The sequence below is a fragment of the Actinomycetes bacterium genome (assembly GCA_036000965.1).
Classification (GTDB): domain Bacteria; phylum Actinomycetota; class CALGFH01; order CALGFH01; family CALGFH01; genus DASYUT01.
On the sequence record DASYUT010000289.1, the window covers coordinates 14,195 to 28,778 of the forward strand.

Here is a 14,584-nt window from a genome sequence, read left to right on the forward strand (position 1 = left end):
ACAGCGCCTGTGCCAGCTTCCGGGGGAGCCGCGGTCTGGCAGGTACACGCTCCCCCCACGGCCCCCCAAGAGCGCCTGCGCCATGGTCAGGCGGATCCCGAAGAGCGCCGGTGCCATCGTGCTTGGGGGAGCCGCGGGTGTACCGGTACACGCTCCCCCCACGGTTCCCCCAAGAGCGCCGGTGCCGTGGCCAGGCGGATCCCGCCACGGTCCCAAGAAGCGCCTTGCCATGGTCAGGCGGATCGCCGGCGCTGCGAGCTGGGGGCTGGCGCCCGCCTGTTGGCGACTTCTAGCTGGCCGCAGCTGAAGGGCGGGCGGTCGCCTCACTGCTGCTGATGCGCCTACGCCGCCGACGGCGATGGTTAGCCGGCTTGGGCGTTGCTGCCTTGGTCGGGGCCGGGTCGCCGCTGGCCTGGGCCGGGGCCGGTGCGGCCGGCACCGAGTGCTTCCGCCTGGCGGCTGCCTCCTCGGTGGTCGGCAGGTCGAACAGCTCGGCAAGTAGCGTGCTGGTCGAGTAGACCTCGTGCATGGGCTCGTCGGTGAGGTTCAGGCGGCGGCGGATCAGGTCGGCCGTTTCCAGCTCGTTCCAGGCGACGAAGGTGATGGCCACGCCGGCGGCTCCGGCCCGGCCGGTGCGGCCGATCCGGTGGACGTAGGCGCGGTCGTCCTCGGGGGTGTCGTAGTTGACGACGTGGGACAGCCCGGCGATGTCGAGTCCGCGTGCGGCCACGTCGGTGCAGACGAGCACGTCCAGCTTGCCCTTGCGGAACGCCCGCACGACCCGCTCGCGGGTCACCTGGGGCAGGTCCCCGTGCAGGGCGCCCGCCTTGTAACCGGCCTCGACCAGGCCCTTGATGGTGCGGTCGACGCCCCGCTTGGTCCGGCGGAACACCGCGACCCGGTCGCGCGCGGGCGCGTCGAGGATGCGGCAGAGGACCTGGAAGCGGTTCAGCGGGTGGACCTGGAAGAAGTGCTGCCTGGTGGCGGGGACGGTCACCTCCTGCCCGTGCTCGGCGTGCACGAACGTCGGCTGCTTGGAGTAGCGCCTGGCCAGCGCCACCACCGCCTTCGGCATGGTGGCCGAGAACAGCATGGTCTGCCGGTGGTCGGGGGTCGCCTTGATGATCGCCTCGACGTCGGGCAGGAAGCCGAGGTCCAGCATCTCGTCGGCCTCGTCGAGGACGAGGATGATGACCTGGGAGAGGTCGAGGCTGCGCTGCCGCAGCAGGTCGAGCAGGCGTCCTGGGGTGCCGACGACCACTTGGGCGCCCTGGCTCAGGGCGACGACCTGGGGGCCGATCGGCCGGCCGCCCACGATCGACACGACCCGGATGCCGGCCTCGAGGCCGGCGGTCTCGATGTCGCCGGCCACCTGGAGGCAGAGCTCGCGGGTGGGGACCACGACGAGGGCCTGCACGGCCGCAACGTCTGGGTCTACCTCCTGCACGATCGGGACGCCGAAGGCGAGCGTCTTGCCGGTGCCGGTGCGTGCCTGCCCGATGAGGTCCACGCCGGCCAGCGCCAGAGGCAGGCACAGGGTCTGGATGGGGAAGGGATGCTCGATGCCGACCCGGGCCAGCGAGGTGAGGGTCTTCGGCGTCACGCCGAGGTCAGCGAAGCTGCGTTCAGGGATGATAGTCGTGGCTGTTTCGTTCGGACTCAACGAGCCTCCGCGTCGTGGGGAATCCTGGATGGCCACGCGCAAGCGGGCGCGGGCCGTGTTCAATGAACCAGTATAGCGGTGAAACGACCGCGGCCGGTGGGCGAGCCGGTCAGTACCGCCGGGACTCCGGGCTGGCGGCGGTCCGCTCCTGCAGCCATGGGGGGCCATGCTACCCGGACCCGGTCGTACGGTAGGCTCACCGCGTATCCGTCCGCCGGTGCCGCCTGGCCCGGCACGTCCGAGGAGGTAGCCGCCGTGGCCAGTCCGGCCGAGGTGTACGAGGCGTTGCGCGAGGCCCATGCCCGAGCCGACGCGGACGCCGCGGCCGCGCTGTACGCGCCAGACGCCGAGTACTACGAACCGGACAACGCCGTCCACCGCGGCCGCGACGAGATCCGCAACTTCCTCGCCTCCTACTTCGCCAACCGCGGCCCGGTCGAGCTGTCGGTCAAGCGCGAGATCACGGCCGACTCGACGGTCATGGCCGAGTGGACCAGCGCCTACACCCACGCCGGCAGGCGCTCGTCGGGCACGCCGGGGGTGTCGGTCATCGAGCTGGGCCGCCACGGCATCCTCTATCACCGCGACTACCAATAGCGGCTTCACCTGGCGGCCGTCACCGCGCTGCCAACAGCGGGCGCCTACATCGAGCTGAAGCCGACCCGCTTGGTCGGGTTCTCCTCACCGACCTCCACGTAGGCGAGCTTCTCGGTGGGGATGCCCACCCGGCGGCCATTGGTGTCGCTGAGCCAGAGCACGCCGGCGTGCCCACCCACCGCCGCGTCGACCAGCCCGGCCACGTCCTCGGCCGACTGGTCAGTCTCGACGACGAGCTCCTTTGGGCTGTAGGTGACGCCGAGCTTGACCTCCATACCTGCTCCTCCTTGACGGCGGGTGGGTCCGTTGCCTGCCGCCCGCCCCCGGTGGGCGGCGAGCGGCCGGGGGCTGAGGGTACCCAACGGCGGGCGTCCGTGCCCGGCCGGTCCCAGCCTCAGTGTGGACAGGACTGTACCGACCCCGCCGAAACGACATAGGCTGTCCCTGGGGGGCTACTGGGGGCCCAGGGCCCGGCGTCACATCCATCCCGGGGATCCTACGTGCTGCCATCTGGACCGTTCGCACGCCTGGCCGACGACGTGCGCGAGTTCCTCTTGCTGCTCGTTGCCGGCGGGCTGCCGGTCAGCAGCAAGGGCGATCTCCGCATGACCGGCGTGCGGCGCCTGCAGGCCCGGCTCTCGGGCGCCGGCGATCCGCCGGAGCTGGTGCCCGCCCGGCGCCGGGCTGCACTGCTGCGCTCCCTCTGCGACGCGGGCGGGCTGGTCGAGGTGGACGCGGGCGCCCTCCGGCTCACGGGCCAGGGCTGGGAGTTCCTCGCCCTGCCGTTGGACGCGCAGACCGGCTTCGTGTTCGCCGCCTGGTGGGAGGGGATGGACTGGGCCCGCTGGTCGCCCCGGGCCGGTCTCGGCCGTCTGCTCCGCCACGAGCGGGACGTCCTGCTGCAGGAGCTGGCGGGGCTGCCGCAGGGACGGGTCGACCTGGCCAGCTTCGCCGGGCGCTTCCGGGCCCTGGTGGGCCACCGCTGGCCGGCCGTGCTCGCCGTGGCCGGTCCCGAGGTGTGGCGGCGCGAGCTGTGGTCGACCGCGCTGGCGCCGCTCGCGATGCTCGGCGCGCTCGACGTACCCGGCTCGGTGACGGCCGGTCCACCGCCCTGGTTCTCGGTCAACGACGCGTCCGGCGAGCTGCTGGGCGCCGCCGTGGCCATCTCCGGGCCGGACGCCCTGTGTGGCCTCACGCCGCCCGACCACAACTGACTGCTCCCGCCGCTGTCGCACCCCGCTGCTACGTTCCGGCCCCAAAGGGTCCGGAACCCGAAAGGATCCGGAGCGGTCCGCCCAAAGGGTCCGGAGCGGAGGGTGACGGGAGGCCGGCCGGTGGAATGGGCGATGCTGGCGCTGGCGGTGGCTGCCGGGCTCGCGGTCGGGCTCTGGGCCGGGCGGCGCGACCGCGGGACGGAGCTCGCCGCTGCGGGCCTGCTGGAACGCCGGTTCGAGGGCATGTCCAGCGAGCTGGACCGCCGCTTGGCAGCCCTCGACCAGCGCCTCTGGCTCGGCCTGGACACCGTGCAGCACGCCCAGGCCCAGGCCGCCGACGTGGCCGCCGACGTGCGGGAACGGGTCGGGACCGTGGCCGAGCTGGCCAGGCAGGTGCTGGACCACGCCCGCGAGCTGGGCCGGCTCGAGGATCTCCTCCGTCCGCCCCAGGCCCGCGGCGCCCTCGGTGAGGTGCTGCTCGAGCAGCTCCTCGCCCAGGGGCTGCCCAGCTCCGCCTGGCGCACCCAGCACGTGTTCCGGTCCGGCGCCCGGGTGGACGCGGTGCTCGACCTCGGCGGCACCATGGTCCCGGTCGACGCCAAGTTCCCCCTCGAGGCGTTCGCGCGCATGGCCTCGACCGAGGAGGGCGAGACCGCCCGGGCGCTGCACCGGCGGGCGTTCCTCCGCGACGCCCGCCGGCACGTCGACGCGATCGCCGAGAAGTACATCTGCCCCGACGAGGGCACCTTCGACTTCGCGCTCTGCTACGTGCCGTCGGAGGCGGTCTACTACGAGTTCCTGCGCGAGGAGGCGCCGGGTGACTCCCCGTTCCGCCACGCGGTCTCGCGCCGAGTGTTCCCGGTGTCGCCGACCACCCTCTACGCCTACCTGATCTCGATCGGGCTCGGCCTGCGCGGGCTGCGGGTCGAGGCCAACGCCCGCCGCGTGCTCGATGCCCTCACCGGCCTGCAGGGGGAGCTGGGCCGGCTCAGGGACGACTTCGAGGTCGTCGGCAGGCACCTTGGCAACGCCCGCACCCGCTGGGACGAGGCCGCGCGCCGGCTCGACCGCTTCGACGGCCGGCTCGCCGAGGTGTCCGAGCGCGCCGGGGAGCTCGAGGGGGCGGGCGACAAGCCGGACGGGATCGGCACCGACGCCGGGCCGCTCACGGGAACCGGTTGAACCAGGCCAAGGAGAGCGCCCCGCCGACGACCAGCAGCAGGAGCGCGCCGGCGGCGAAGACGACGGTGACCTCCTGCCGCTCCTTCACGAAGCCGATGCGCGACCCGAGGTCGCGGTAGACCCCCTTCAGGTCCCGGTTGCTGGGGGCGGTGAAGAACTTTCCCCCGGTGGCGTCGGCGATCCGCCGCAGGGTCACCTTGTCGGGCGGGACCGGGATCCGCCGCGGCTGGCCGCTCTCGTCGGGCACCTCGACGACGCCCGAGTCGGTTCCGAGCGCGATCGTGAAGATCGGCACGTGGAACTGCTTGGCCTCCTCGGCCGCTTCCATGGGCTGCTTCTTGCCCACCGTGTTGGCGCCGTCCGACAGCAGCAGCATCACCACCGGGGGCTCCTTGCCGTTGGGCTGCGCCTCGGCCGGCGGCGTGGACGGCGTGGTGGGAGCGGTCGTGGTGCCCGGCTTCCCCTTGGGCCGGTCCACCTGCGCCGGCGGCGGGCGCTTTGCCTCGAGGCCGCGCTCGATGGCGTCGCCCATGGCGGTCCCGCCCTCGGCGTGCAGCGAGCTGAGCGCGTCCCGCACGGCGTCCCGGTCGGTGGTCGGGCGGGTGAGGGTCTGGGCGGTGGCCGAGAACGACACCAGGCCGACCCGGAACTTGGCCGGCAGGTTGTTGAGGAACGAGTTGGCCGCCTGCTGGGCGGCGACCAGGCGGGTGGGCTCGACGTCGGTGGCGTTCATCGAGCCCGAGACGTCGATGACCATCACCACCGTGGCCTGCTCCTTCGGCACCAGCACGACCGACTGGGGGCGGGCCAGGCTGACCAGCAGCGTGGCCAGCGCGAGCAGGTAGAGCACGGCCGGCAGGTGGCGCCGCCAGCCGGGTGAGCGGGTGACCACGTTGGCGAGCAGGTCCAGGTTGGTGAAGCGCACCGCGTAGCGCGCCCGGCGCCGCTGCGCGAGCAGGTAGGCGGCCAGGGCCAGCGGCACCAGGACGAGCGCCCAGAGGAACCCCGGCCACAGCACGTTCATCGGCGCCCCTCCCGCGCCCGCCCCGCCTGGAATGCGCCCGCCCGCATCATCGGCGCCCCTCCCGCACCCGCCCCGCCCTGCGCTGGCGCAGCCTCGAGGCGCGCGCGGCTGCTGGTGCGCCCGCCCTGGGCTGGCGCAGCTTCGAGGCGCGCGGGGCTGCTGGTGCGCCCGCCCTGGTCATCGGCGCGGCCCTCCTCCGCTCTTCCAGCGGTTGCCGCGCCGGCGGAGGAACCCGCCGAACGTGGCCAGCCAGTCTCCCGCCGTCCAGAGCACGACGTGGTCGCAGCCGCTGCCGCGCAGCAGGCCGGCCAGCTCCTCCCGCTCGGCGGCCGCGGCGGCCGCGAAGCGCTCCCGCAGCCTCCGGTTGGAGGTGTCGACCCGCAGGTGGCGGCCGGTCTCCGGGTCGACCAGCCAGAGCTCCCCGACGGCCGGCAGCTCCTCCTCGCGCTGGTCGCGGACCTCGACGGCGGTCACGTCGTGCCGTCCGGCCAGCGCGAGCAGCGGCGCCTTCCAGTCGCGCGGGCCCCGGAAGTCACTCACCACGAACACGACCGAGCGGGTGCGCGCGAACCGGCCGGCCCGGGCCAGGGCGTCGCCCAGCGAGGTGGCACCGCCACCTTCCATCGCCGGTTCCCGGCGCAGCGTCGCGAGCAACCCGAGCAGCCCGGCGCGGCCCTGGCGGGGCGGAATCGACTGCGGGTTGTCGTCGCCGAAGGTGACCACCCCGAGCCGGTTGCCCCGGCGGGTGGCGACGTGGCCGACGGCCAGCGCCACCCCCTCGGCCACGTCCGCCTTGCGCCGGTCCTGGGTGCCGAAGGCCATCGACGGGCTGGTGTCGAGCACGAGCCAGCTGGACAGGGCCCGCTCGGCCACCTCGACCCTGGTGTGCGGCTCGTTGGTGCGCGCGGTCGCGTTCCAGTCGATGCGGCGCACGTCGTCACCGGGCTGGTAGGGGCGGATCTGGGCCAGCTCGGTGCCGATCCCGATCGTGGCGGAACGGTACTCGCCCGCCAGCAGCCCCTCGACCCGGCGCCGCACCTGGATGTCGAGGGCGCGCAGCAGCGCCTCCGGGGTGGGCCCTGGACCCGGACGGTCAGGGGTGCGCTCGACGGCGAGCGGCGTGCCCGCGGCCCCGCTCATGACGCGGTCGGCTCGTGGGCCAGGTCGATGCGGGGAGCCGGGATCGCGGTGAGCACGGCGGTGAGCAGCGCGTCGGCGCTGACCTCCTCCGCGAGCGCCTGGTAGGTGAGTACCAGCCGGTGGCGGAGCACGTCCTTGGCGACCTCCTGGACGTCCTGGGGGAGCGTGTAGGCCCGGCCGCGGAGCAGCGCCAGGGCCCGCGCGGCGTGGACAAGGTTGATCGAGCCGCGAGGGCTCGCCCCGTAGGCGACGTAGGGGGTGAGGTGGCCGACGTTGTACTGCTCTGGGTACCTGGTGGCCATGCACAGGGCGACGGCGTACTCGGCCACCAGCCGGTCGACGTAGACGTTGGCTGTCACCCGCTGCAGCTCGTGGAGCTGGTCGAGGGAGAGGACCCGGTTGACGGCCGGCCGGTCCACCAGCGACCGCTGCACGACCGCCATCTCCTCGCTGAAGTTGGGGTAGTCGACCACCACCTTCATCATGAACCGGTCGACCTGGGCCTCGGGCAGCGGGTAGGTGCCCTCGGACTCGATCGGGTTCTGGGTGGCCAGCACCAGGAACGGGTCGCCCACCGGGTAGCTCGTCTGGCCGATGGTGACCTGCCGCTCCTGCATCACCTCAAGCAGGGCCGACTGCACCTTGGCGGGCGCCCGGTTGATCTCGTCGGCGAGCAGGAAGTTGCAGAACACCGGGCCGAGCTCGGTGTCGAACTTGCCCGAGTCGGGCCGGTAGATGCGGGTGCCGACCAGGTCGGAGGGGACCAGGTCGGGGGTGAACTGGACCCGGTGGAAGGCGCCGCCGAGCACGTCGGCCACGGTCGAGATGGTGAGGGTCTTGGCCAGCCCGGGCACGCCCTCCAGGAGCAGGTGGCCCCTGGCGAGCAGCGCGATGAGCACCCGCTCGAGCATGCCCTCCTGGCCGACGATGACCCGCTTGATCTCGAACAGGGCGCTCTCGAGCTGGCCGTGGGGGGTGGCGGCCTGGCCCACCGCGGCCAACCGCGGCTGATCGTTCGTCACGGTTGGCTCCTTGCGGTATGCCGGAGCCGGTGCGTGCGGCCCGCTCCGAGATGGCGAGTGGATGATTGCTCCCGAATGGACCGCCGAAACGCGGCCATCCTCACCTTAGCGCCGAAGGCACGATCAGGCACGACCCAGGATGACGGGTGGAAATGCGCAACGCCAGGCTTGCGCTCCCGGCGGGTCGCTCGGGGCCGTTCAGGGCCGGCCAGTCGGCCGACCGGGACCCCGTTCGGGGCCGGCCGTTCGGGGCCGCTCCGGCCGCCGGCCGGTGACGCGAGAGGCCCCGAGGCCGGAGCCATCGGCCCGGCCTCGTCCCACCATCCGGGCCTCCGGCGTCACCGCCGGGGCGGCCGGGGGCGCGGCCGTGCGTCCGCGCCGCCTGCGTCCGCCGCAGGGGTTGAGTTTTATCCGCCAACCCTGAGAACTGAATGAGAAAAGCCTAGGGACGGCTTAAGAATGTGCGGGATCGGCTGGGACACCCGCTCGCACCAGCTCGTCGGTGTCGGCGGTGCGGGGTCGCCGCGGCCTGCCGCGCTCGACCGTGGCCGGGAGCTGCAGCGTGAAGGTCGTGCCGTGGTCGAGGACCGACTCGACCAGCACGGTGCCGCCGTGCGCCTGCGCCACCCACTTGGTGATGGCGAGGCCGAGGCCGGACCCGGACGTGCCCCGGGTGCTCTGGGCGCGCCAGAAGCGGTCGAACACGCGTGCCTGGTCGGCCTCTGCGATGCCGATCCCGGTGTCGCGCACCTCCAGCTCGGCGATGCCGTGGGCGGCCCGCAGGCGCAGGTCCACCCGGCCGGCCCGGGTGTACTTGAGCGCGTTCTCGACCAGGTTCCAGACCGCCCGGCGCAGGTCGTCGCGGTCGCCGGAGACCCGCACCTCGGGAGTGGGGCCGAGCCGGACCTCGACCCCGGGCCGGGCCACGCGGCTGGCGTCCCGATGGATGTCGGCCAGCAGATGGTCGAGCCGGATCGTCCGGCGGACCGGCCCGGCGCCGGTGGCCTCGAGCCGGGCCAGGGCGAGCAGGTCGCCCACGAGCTCCTCCATGCGCCGCATCTCGGTCAGGACGTCGTGCAGGGCGGCGGCCCGGTCCTCCTTACGCGCGCCGGGGACGCGGGCCAGGAACTCGACGTTGGTGCGGATCGCCGTCATCGGCGTGCGCAGCTCGTGCGAGGCGTCGGCCACGAAGCGGCGCTGCGACTCGAGCGCGGTCTGCAGGTCCAGGTGGGACTGCTCCAGCTCGGTGAGCATCTGGTTGAACGACGTCGACAACCGTCCGAGCTCGTCCTTGGCGTTGTCGACCGGCATGCGGCGCTTGAAGTCGCGGTCGTCGCCGATCCGCTGCGCGGTGGACTTCATCCGGGCCAGGGGCCGCAGCAGGCCGGCGGCCAGCATCCAGCCGACCAGCGCGGCCACGGCCAGGACGGCGGCACCCCCGGCGATGAGGATCTTGCGCAGCAGCCCGAGCGACGACTCGACGCTGCCGAGGTCGCGGGCCAGGACGAGCCGGCCCTTCCAGCGGGGGAGGGGGTCGTCCCCCGACGGCGGGTTGTTCCGGGTCCCCTCGCGCGGCCGGATCGCCTCGAAGTCGACCGTGTAGACAGCCAGCGTCGTGCCGAGCTGGTTGTCCCACTTCGGCACGGTGTGGACCTTGCGGTCGGCGGGCACCACCGGCAGGTCGTTGGCGCCCAGGGCCGGGCTGGGCAGGTTGAGGTTGGGATGCTCGGGCCCGGAAGGGACGTGCCGCGCCGACACCACGTAGTACGTGCCCGGCGCGGTCAGGATGGAGCGGACGTTGTTGATGGTGATGTTGTAGTAGCCCTGGACGAGCTGGCCGAACGTGCGTGCCTGGTTGAGGAACGACTCCTCGACCTCCCGATGCACCCGGGCGTCCACGTACGCGTACACCCCGAACCCGAACGCCGACAGCGCGAGCGTGAGCAGGGCCAGATAGGCGAGGGTGAGCCGGGCCCGGAAGCTCATCGGCGCTCTCCTTCCCGCGTCACCGGGTCTTCCCGCGTCACCGGGTCTTCCCGCGTCACCGGGTCTTCCCGCGTCACCGGGTCCTCCCGCGTCACCGGGTCCTCCCGCGTCACCGGGTCCTCCCGCGTCACCGGGTCCTCCCGCGTCACCGGGTCGCCTCGGGGTCCTCGCGGAGCACGTAGCCGACGCCCCGGACGGTGTGGATGACCCGCGGCTCGTCCTCGGACTCGAGCTTGCGGCGCAGGTAGCCGACGTACACCTCGAGCACGTTGGAGTCGCGCCCGAAGTCGTAGTCCCAGACCCGCTCGAGGATCGTGGAGCGGGGCAGGACCTGGCGCGGGTGCTCGAGGAACAGGGCCAGCAGGTCGAACTCCTGCCTGGTCAGGGAGATCGTGCGGTCGCTGCGCCACACCTCGCGGGTCGAGCGGTCCATGCGCACGTCGCCGAAGCGCAGCTCGGCCGTTGGCGAGGTGCCGTTGCGGCCCCGGCGCAGCAGCGCCTTCACGCGGACCAGCAGTTCCTCGAACGCGAACGGCTTGCCCAGGTAGTCGTCGGCGCCGGCCTCGAAGCCGGCGACCCGCTCGGGCACCTCGCTGCGGGCGGTCAGCATGAGCACGGCCGCGTCGCCCACCTGGCGCAGCCGGCGGCAGACCTCGAGGCCGTCGATGCCGGGCAGCAGGACGTCGAGGATGACCAGGTCCGGGGCTCGCTCCAGAACCCGGGAGAGGGCCTCTTCGCCCGATGCGGCCACCTCCACCTCGAATCCCTCGTACGCCAGCGGCCGTCGCAGGGCAGCCGCCAGGAGGGGATCGTCGTCGACAACCAGGATGTGAGCACCCATGCAACCTGTCCTTCTCGCCCGCTGAGGAGGCCCTCGCGACGTTGCGAGCGCACCGGGCTGCGGAGTGTCGCCGAGCCTCTCTACACCGCCATTCTGCCTGCTGCGTCACCGTCTTGCCTACTCCCGGCCCCCAGCCGACCCCGCGAACGCGGGCTCGGGACGGCAGTCCTCGGGCAGCTTGTCCGTCCTGATCCCCTTGAACGAGGCGAACCGGAGCCGGCCCTCCTTGGTCCAGCCCTGGTACTCCACCTCGCACACCAGCTCCGGCCGGACCCAGCGGGCACCCCGGACGCGGGGGTCGGGGTCGACCGGCCGCTCGGTCGTCTCGCGCTCGCGCAGCTCGGCCAGGAGCTCGGCCAGGAACGCCTGGCCGAAGCCGGTGCCGACGTTGCCGGCGTAGCGCAGCCGGCCCCCGTCCCAGACGGCCAGCAGGAGCGCGCCGAGAGTGGCCGAGCGCATGCCCTTGCCCGGCGTCCAGCCCACGATCACGCAGTCCTGCCTGTGTACCGCCTTGACCTTGCGCCAGTCCGGCGACCGCTGGCCGGGTCGGTAGGGGCTCGCCATCCGCTTGCCCACCACCCCCTCGAGGCCGAGCTTCTCGATCTCGCCGAAGAAGGCCACGCCCGCCTCCTCCACCACCTGCGACAGGCGCATCCGCCGGGTCTCCACGAACACCTCGGCCAGCCGGGCCCGCCGTTCCGAAAGCGGCCGGTCGAGCAGGGGCACGCCGTCGAGCCAGAGCAGGTCGAAGGCGATGAACTGGATCGGCACCCGGCCCGCGTTGCGGGCCAGCTCCTCGGCCGAGCGGTGGAACCGGTCCTGCATCCGCGCGAACGACGGCCGGCCCTGGGCGTCCAGCGCGACCACCTCGCCGTCGATCACCGCGTTGCGGGCCGCGAGCTGCCGGTGCATCTCGGCAAGCTCGGGGAACTGGCCGGTGGCGTCGCGGCCGGTGCGGGAGGTGAGCCGGGTAGCGGTGCCGAGGTTGGCCAGGCAGCGATGCCCGTCCCACTTCACCTCGAACTGCCACCCCTCGGCGTCGAACGGCGCGGTCTCCAGGGCGGCCATCATCGGCTCGAACGTGGGGGGCGGCGCCGGCTGGGGGAGCGAGGCCTTGCCGGCCAGCACGCACATCCAGTCGCGTCCCTTGGTACGGAAGAAGTGGTACTCCGCGCCGTGGTAGCGGCTGCCGTGCAGCCGCACCGTCCACTTGCCGTCGCGCACCTCGAGCGGCTCGTAGGTGCCGAGGTCGAACAGGCGCACCTCGCCGCCGCCGTACTCGCCGGCTGGGATCGCGCCCGAGAACGTCAGGTAGTCGAGCGGGTGGTCCTCGGTGTTGACGGCCAGGTGGCGGACGCCCGGCTCCTCTGGCAGCCGTTTCGGCACCGCGAACGACACCAGCACCCCGTCGTGCTCGAACCGCACGTCGTGGTGGAGGCTTCTGGCGTGGTGCTGCTGAATGGTGAAGCAGCTGCCCGGCTCGAGCCTTGCGGCGGCCGGGATGCCGGCGGCGTGCGGCTCGGCCGGCATCGGGCTCACCCGCGCCGGGGGCGCCCCGGCGTCCCCGGCCGCCGCGCCCTCCGGCTCGGGGAGGGCCTCCACCGGCCCGGGGACCGCGCCCTCGGACTCCGGGGCGGCCACCGGCACCGGCGCGGCCTCCACCAGCTCCGGGGCCGCGCCCTCGGCCTCCGGGGTTGGGTCCACGGCCTCCGGGGTGAGGTCCAAGGTGGGGTCCATGGGGTCCTCGGCCTCCGGGATGGGGTCCTCGGGGTCTGGGGCGGCGCCCCTGGGTTCCGGAGTCCGGGCGAAGTCCCGCTTGCTGGCGTACTCGTCCAGCGCGGCCGGGCCCGCCGCCCGCGCCGGCCGGCGGGGCGTGTTGGGCCCGGCCGACCGGCCGTGCTCGCGCCGAGGCCTGCCGGGCGGCCCCAGCCCGAGGGCCTCCATCGCCGGGGCGAGCGACTGCCGGTCGGTCAGCACCGGCCCGAACCGGTCGCCCGAGGCGAACCGCTCCCACACGCTGTCGATGCGGAAGTCACCGGGCTCGATGTCTTCGTCCAGCTCGTCCCAGTCGAGCGGGGTGGACACCGGCGCCCCGGGCCGGGGCCGCACCGAGTAGGCGCTGGCGACGTTCGCGCCCTGCCGGTTCATCTGGTGGTCGACGAACACCTTGCCGGCCCGCTTCTCGATGGCCCAGTCCATGGTGACCTTGTCGGGGGAGGCGCGGACCAGCAGGCGCCCCACCCGCTCCACGAAGGCGCGCGCGTCGGCGTAGGTGTGGGTGCCGTCCAGGGGGACGAACACCTGCATGCCGGTCGCCCCGGAGGTCTTCGGGTACCCGCGCAGGCCGAGCCCGTCGAGCACGACCTTGACCAGCTTGGCGGCGAAGCGCACGTCCGCGAACGTGTAGGGCTCGAACGGGTCGAGGTCGAAGAAGGCGTAGTCGGGCCGGTCGAGCGAGCCGGCCCGCGAGTGCAGCGGGTGCATCTCGATGCAGCCGAGGTTCACCACGTACAGCAGGCTCGGCAGGTCCTGGACGACCACGAACGGGGTGATCTTCGACCGTTCCTCGGAGGGGACGGCGGCGGTGGGCAGCCAGCTCGGCGCGTGGGCGGGCACCCGCTTCTCGTAGAACGGCTCTCCAGCGAGCCCGTCCGGCATCCGATGCATGGTGAGCGGCCGGTCGGCGAGGTGGGGCAGGAGCAGCGGGGCGACGTTCCAGTAGTACGCGAGCAGGTCAGCCTTGGTGATGCCCTCGCCCGGCCAGTAGACCTTGTTCAGGTTGGAAAGGCGCAGCTCACGGCCTTCGGCCTCGACCCGCCAGGCGCTCCCGGCCCCGCGTGCCTCAGGCGACACCCGCCGCGCGGGCAGCGCCGACGGGAAGGGCGGCGGACGGCGTTTGCCGGTGGCCACGACAGGCAGCCTCCTTGGGTCGCACTGTTCGCCAGCGTACAGTTGACGGCGTAGCAGAGGTTGGCCCGCCGCCTTCACCAGGAGCACGGCCGATGAAGACGATCTGGAAGGGCGCGATCTCGTTCGGGCTGGTCACCATCCCGGTGAAGCTGTACGGGGCCACCGAGGAGAAGAGCCTGCGGTTCAACCAGCTGCACGCCAAGGACGGCGGGCGCATCCGCTACAAGCGGGTGTGCGCGCTCGACGGCGAGGAGGTCGACTACTCCGAGATCGTCAAGGGCTACGAGTACGAGAAGGACCACTACGTGACCCTGACCGACGAGGAGCTCGACTCGCTGCCGGTCTCCACCGCCAAGACGATCGAGATCGAGCGCTTCGTTGACGCCGACCAGATCGACCCGATCTTCTTCCAGAAGTCGTACTACATCGTGCCCGAGGGCACCGGGGCCAAGGCCTACCACCTGCTCCGCGAGGCCATGGCCGACGACGGCAAGGTGGCCCTGGCCAAGATCGCCTTCCGCGACAAGGAGCACCTGGCCACCCTGCGCCTGCGCGACAGCTGCTTCGTGCTCGAGACGATGTTCTGGCCGGACGAGATCCGCACCCCGGCCTTTGACGAGCTCGACGAGCGCGTCGAGGTGCGCCCGCAAGAGGTCAAGATGGCCCGCAGCCTCATCGAGAGCCTCTCCGACGACTTCGAGCCCGGGGAGTTCCGCGACGAGTACCGTGCCGCCCTCGAGGACCTGGTGGCCAAGAAGGTCCAGGGCGAGGAGATCACCTACGTCGAGGAGGCCGAGCCGGCCAAGGTCGTTGACCTGATGGAGGCTCTGCGGGCCAGCGTGGAGGCGGCGAAGGCGGGCAAGGACTCCGCCAAGCCGGTCGCCAGGACCGCGCGCGCCTCGGGCGGCAAGACGGCGTCCTCGCGCCGCAGGAAGGCGTCGGGCGAGTAGAGGCGCCGCGGTCAGGGCTAGTCCCAAATGCCGAGGCCCTGGTCGGGACCAGAAC

The 14,584-nt window shown here is 72.9% G+C and carries 12 protein-coding genes; 4 read left to right on the forward strand and 8 right to left on the reverse strand.

Going from position 1 to position 14,584, the window contains the following annotated elements:
• Positions 1-289 precede the first annotated feature (289 nt).
• Positions 290-1,603 (reverse strand): DEAD/DEAH box helicase, encoded by a 1,314-nt coding sequence (locus VG276_25580; protein ID HEV8652663.1) that lies wholly within the window; start codon positions 1,601-1,603, stop codon positions 290-292.
• A gap of 315 nt (positions 1,604-1,918) precedes the next feature.
• Between VG276_25580 and VG276_25585 the strand changes: the two genes are divergently transcribed.
• Positions 1,919-2,260, forward strand: coding sequence for a nuclear transport factor 2 family protein (locus VG276_25585; protein HEV8652664.1), 342 nt, complete (start codon positions 1,919-1,921; stop codon positions 2,258-2,260).
• A 44-nt stretch (positions 2,261-2,304) separates the two neighbouring features.
• Here VG276_25585 and VG276_25590 read toward each other — a convergent pair whose 3' ends face one another.
• Positions 2,305-2,535, reverse strand: a complete 231-nt coding sequence (locus VG276_25590) for a DUF3107 domain-containing protein (protein HEV8652665.1) — start codon at positions 2,533-2,535, stop codon at positions 2,305-2,307.
• Between the two features lie 225 nt (positions 2,536-2,760).
• On the opposite strand from VG276_25590, the gene VG276_25595 reads away from it, so the two are divergent.
• Together VG276_25595 and VG276_25600 are read left to right on the forward strand one after the other, a co-directional pair.
• Positions 2,761-3,474, forward strand: coding sequence for a hypothetical protein (locus VG276_25595; GenBank protein HEV8652666.1), 714 nt, complete (start codon positions 2,761-2,763; stop codon positions 3,472-3,474).
• 132 nt (positions 3,475-3,606) lie between these two features.
• The gene (locus VG276_25600) at positions 3,607-4,656 is read left to right on the forward strand and encodes a DNA recombination protein RmuC (protein ID HEV8652667.1); all 1,050 of its coding nucleotides are present in this window, start codon (positions 3,607-3,609) and stop codon (positions 4,654-4,656) included.
• Here the strand turns inward: VG276_25600 and VG276_25605 are convergent.
• The 6 genes from VG276_25605 to ligD form a co-directional block, all read right to left on the reverse strand.
• Positions 4,640-5,680: a VWA domain-containing protein gene (locus tag VG276_25605; protein ID HEV8652668.1), complete on the reverse strand. Its 1,041-nt coding sequence runs from the start codon at positions 5,678-5,680 to the stop codon at positions 4,640-4,642. The two genes, VG276_25600 and VG276_25605, sit on opposite strands and share 17 nt — an antisense overlap.
• Before the next feature lie 177 nt (positions 5,681-5,857).
• Positions 5,858-6,820 (reverse strand): DUF58 domain-containing protein, encoded by a 963-nt coding sequence (locus tag VG276_25610; protein ID HEV8652669.1) that lies wholly within the window; start codon positions 6,818-6,820, stop codon positions 5,858-5,860.
• Positions 6,817-7,842: a MoxR family ATPase gene (locus VG276_25615; protein HEV8652670.1), complete on the reverse strand. Its 1,026-nt coding sequence runs from the start codon at positions 7,840-7,842 to the stop codon at positions 6,817-6,819. The genes VG276_25610 and VG276_25615 overlap by 4 nt, the downstream gene beginning before the upstream one ends.
• 453 nt (positions 7,843-8,295) lie before the next feature.
• Positions 8,296-9,828, reverse strand: coding sequence for a HAMP domain-containing sensor histidine kinase (locus VG276_25620; GenBank protein HEV8652671.1), 1,533 nt, complete (start codon positions 9,826-9,828; stop codon positions 8,296-8,298).
• 145 nt (positions 9,829-9,973) lie between these two features.
• Complete coding sequence (locus VG276_25625; protein ID HEV8652672.1) at positions 9,974-10,669, reverse strand: response regulator transcription factor; 696 nt, start codon at positions 10,667-10,669, stop codon at positions 9,974-9,976.
• 117 nt (positions 10,670-10,786) lie between these two features.
• Positions 10,787-13,579 carry a non-homologous end-joining DNA ligase gene (ligD, locus tag VG276_25630; GenBank protein HEV8652673.1) on the reverse strand — a complete coding sequence of 931 codons (2,793 nt, stop codon included), beginning with the start codon at positions 13,577-13,579 and terminating at the stop codon, positions 10,787-10,789.
• Between the two features lie 92 nt (positions 13,580-13,671).
• Between ligD and VG276_25635 the strand changes: the two genes are divergently transcribed.
• Entirely contained in the window at positions 13,672-14,529 is an 858-nt protein-coding gene (locus VG276_25635; GenBank protein HEV8652674.1) for a Ku protein, read from the forward strand.
• Positions 14,530-14,584: the final 55 nt, after the last annotated feature.

What these genes read in the sequence shown, in the direction of transcription:
- VG276_25625 (HEV8652672.1), bottom strand. Translation starts at nt 10,669, where the DNA reads ATGGGTGCTCACATCCTGGTTGTCGACGACGATCCCCTCCTGGCGGCT.
- VG276_25620 (HEV8652671.1), bottom strand. Translation starts at nt 9,828, where the DNA reads ATGAGCTTCCGGGCCCGGCTCACCCTCGCCTATCTGGCCCTGCTCACG.
- VG276_25590 (HEV8652665.1), bottom strand. Translation starts at nt 2,535, where the DNA reads ATGGAGGTCAAGCTCGGCGTCACCTACAGCCCAAAGGAGCTCGTCGTC.
- VG276_25605 (HEV8652668.1), bottom strand. Translation starts at nt 5,680, where the DNA reads ATGAACGTGCTGTGGCCGGGGTTCCTCTGGGCGCTCGTCCTGGTGCCG.
- VG276_25600 (HEV8652667.1), top strand. Translation starts at nt 3,607, where the DNA reads ATGCTGGCGCTGGCGGTGGCTGCCGGGCTCGCGGTCGGGCTCTGGGCC.
- VG276_25610 (HEV8652669.1), bottom strand. Translation starts at nt 6,820, where the DNA reads ATGAGCGGGGCCGCGGGCACGCCGCTCGCCGTCGAGCGCACCCCTGAC.
- VG276_25635 (HEV8652674.1), top strand. Translation starts at nt 13,672, where the DNA reads ATGAAGACGATCTGGAAGGGCGCGATCTCGTTCGGGCTGGTCACCATC.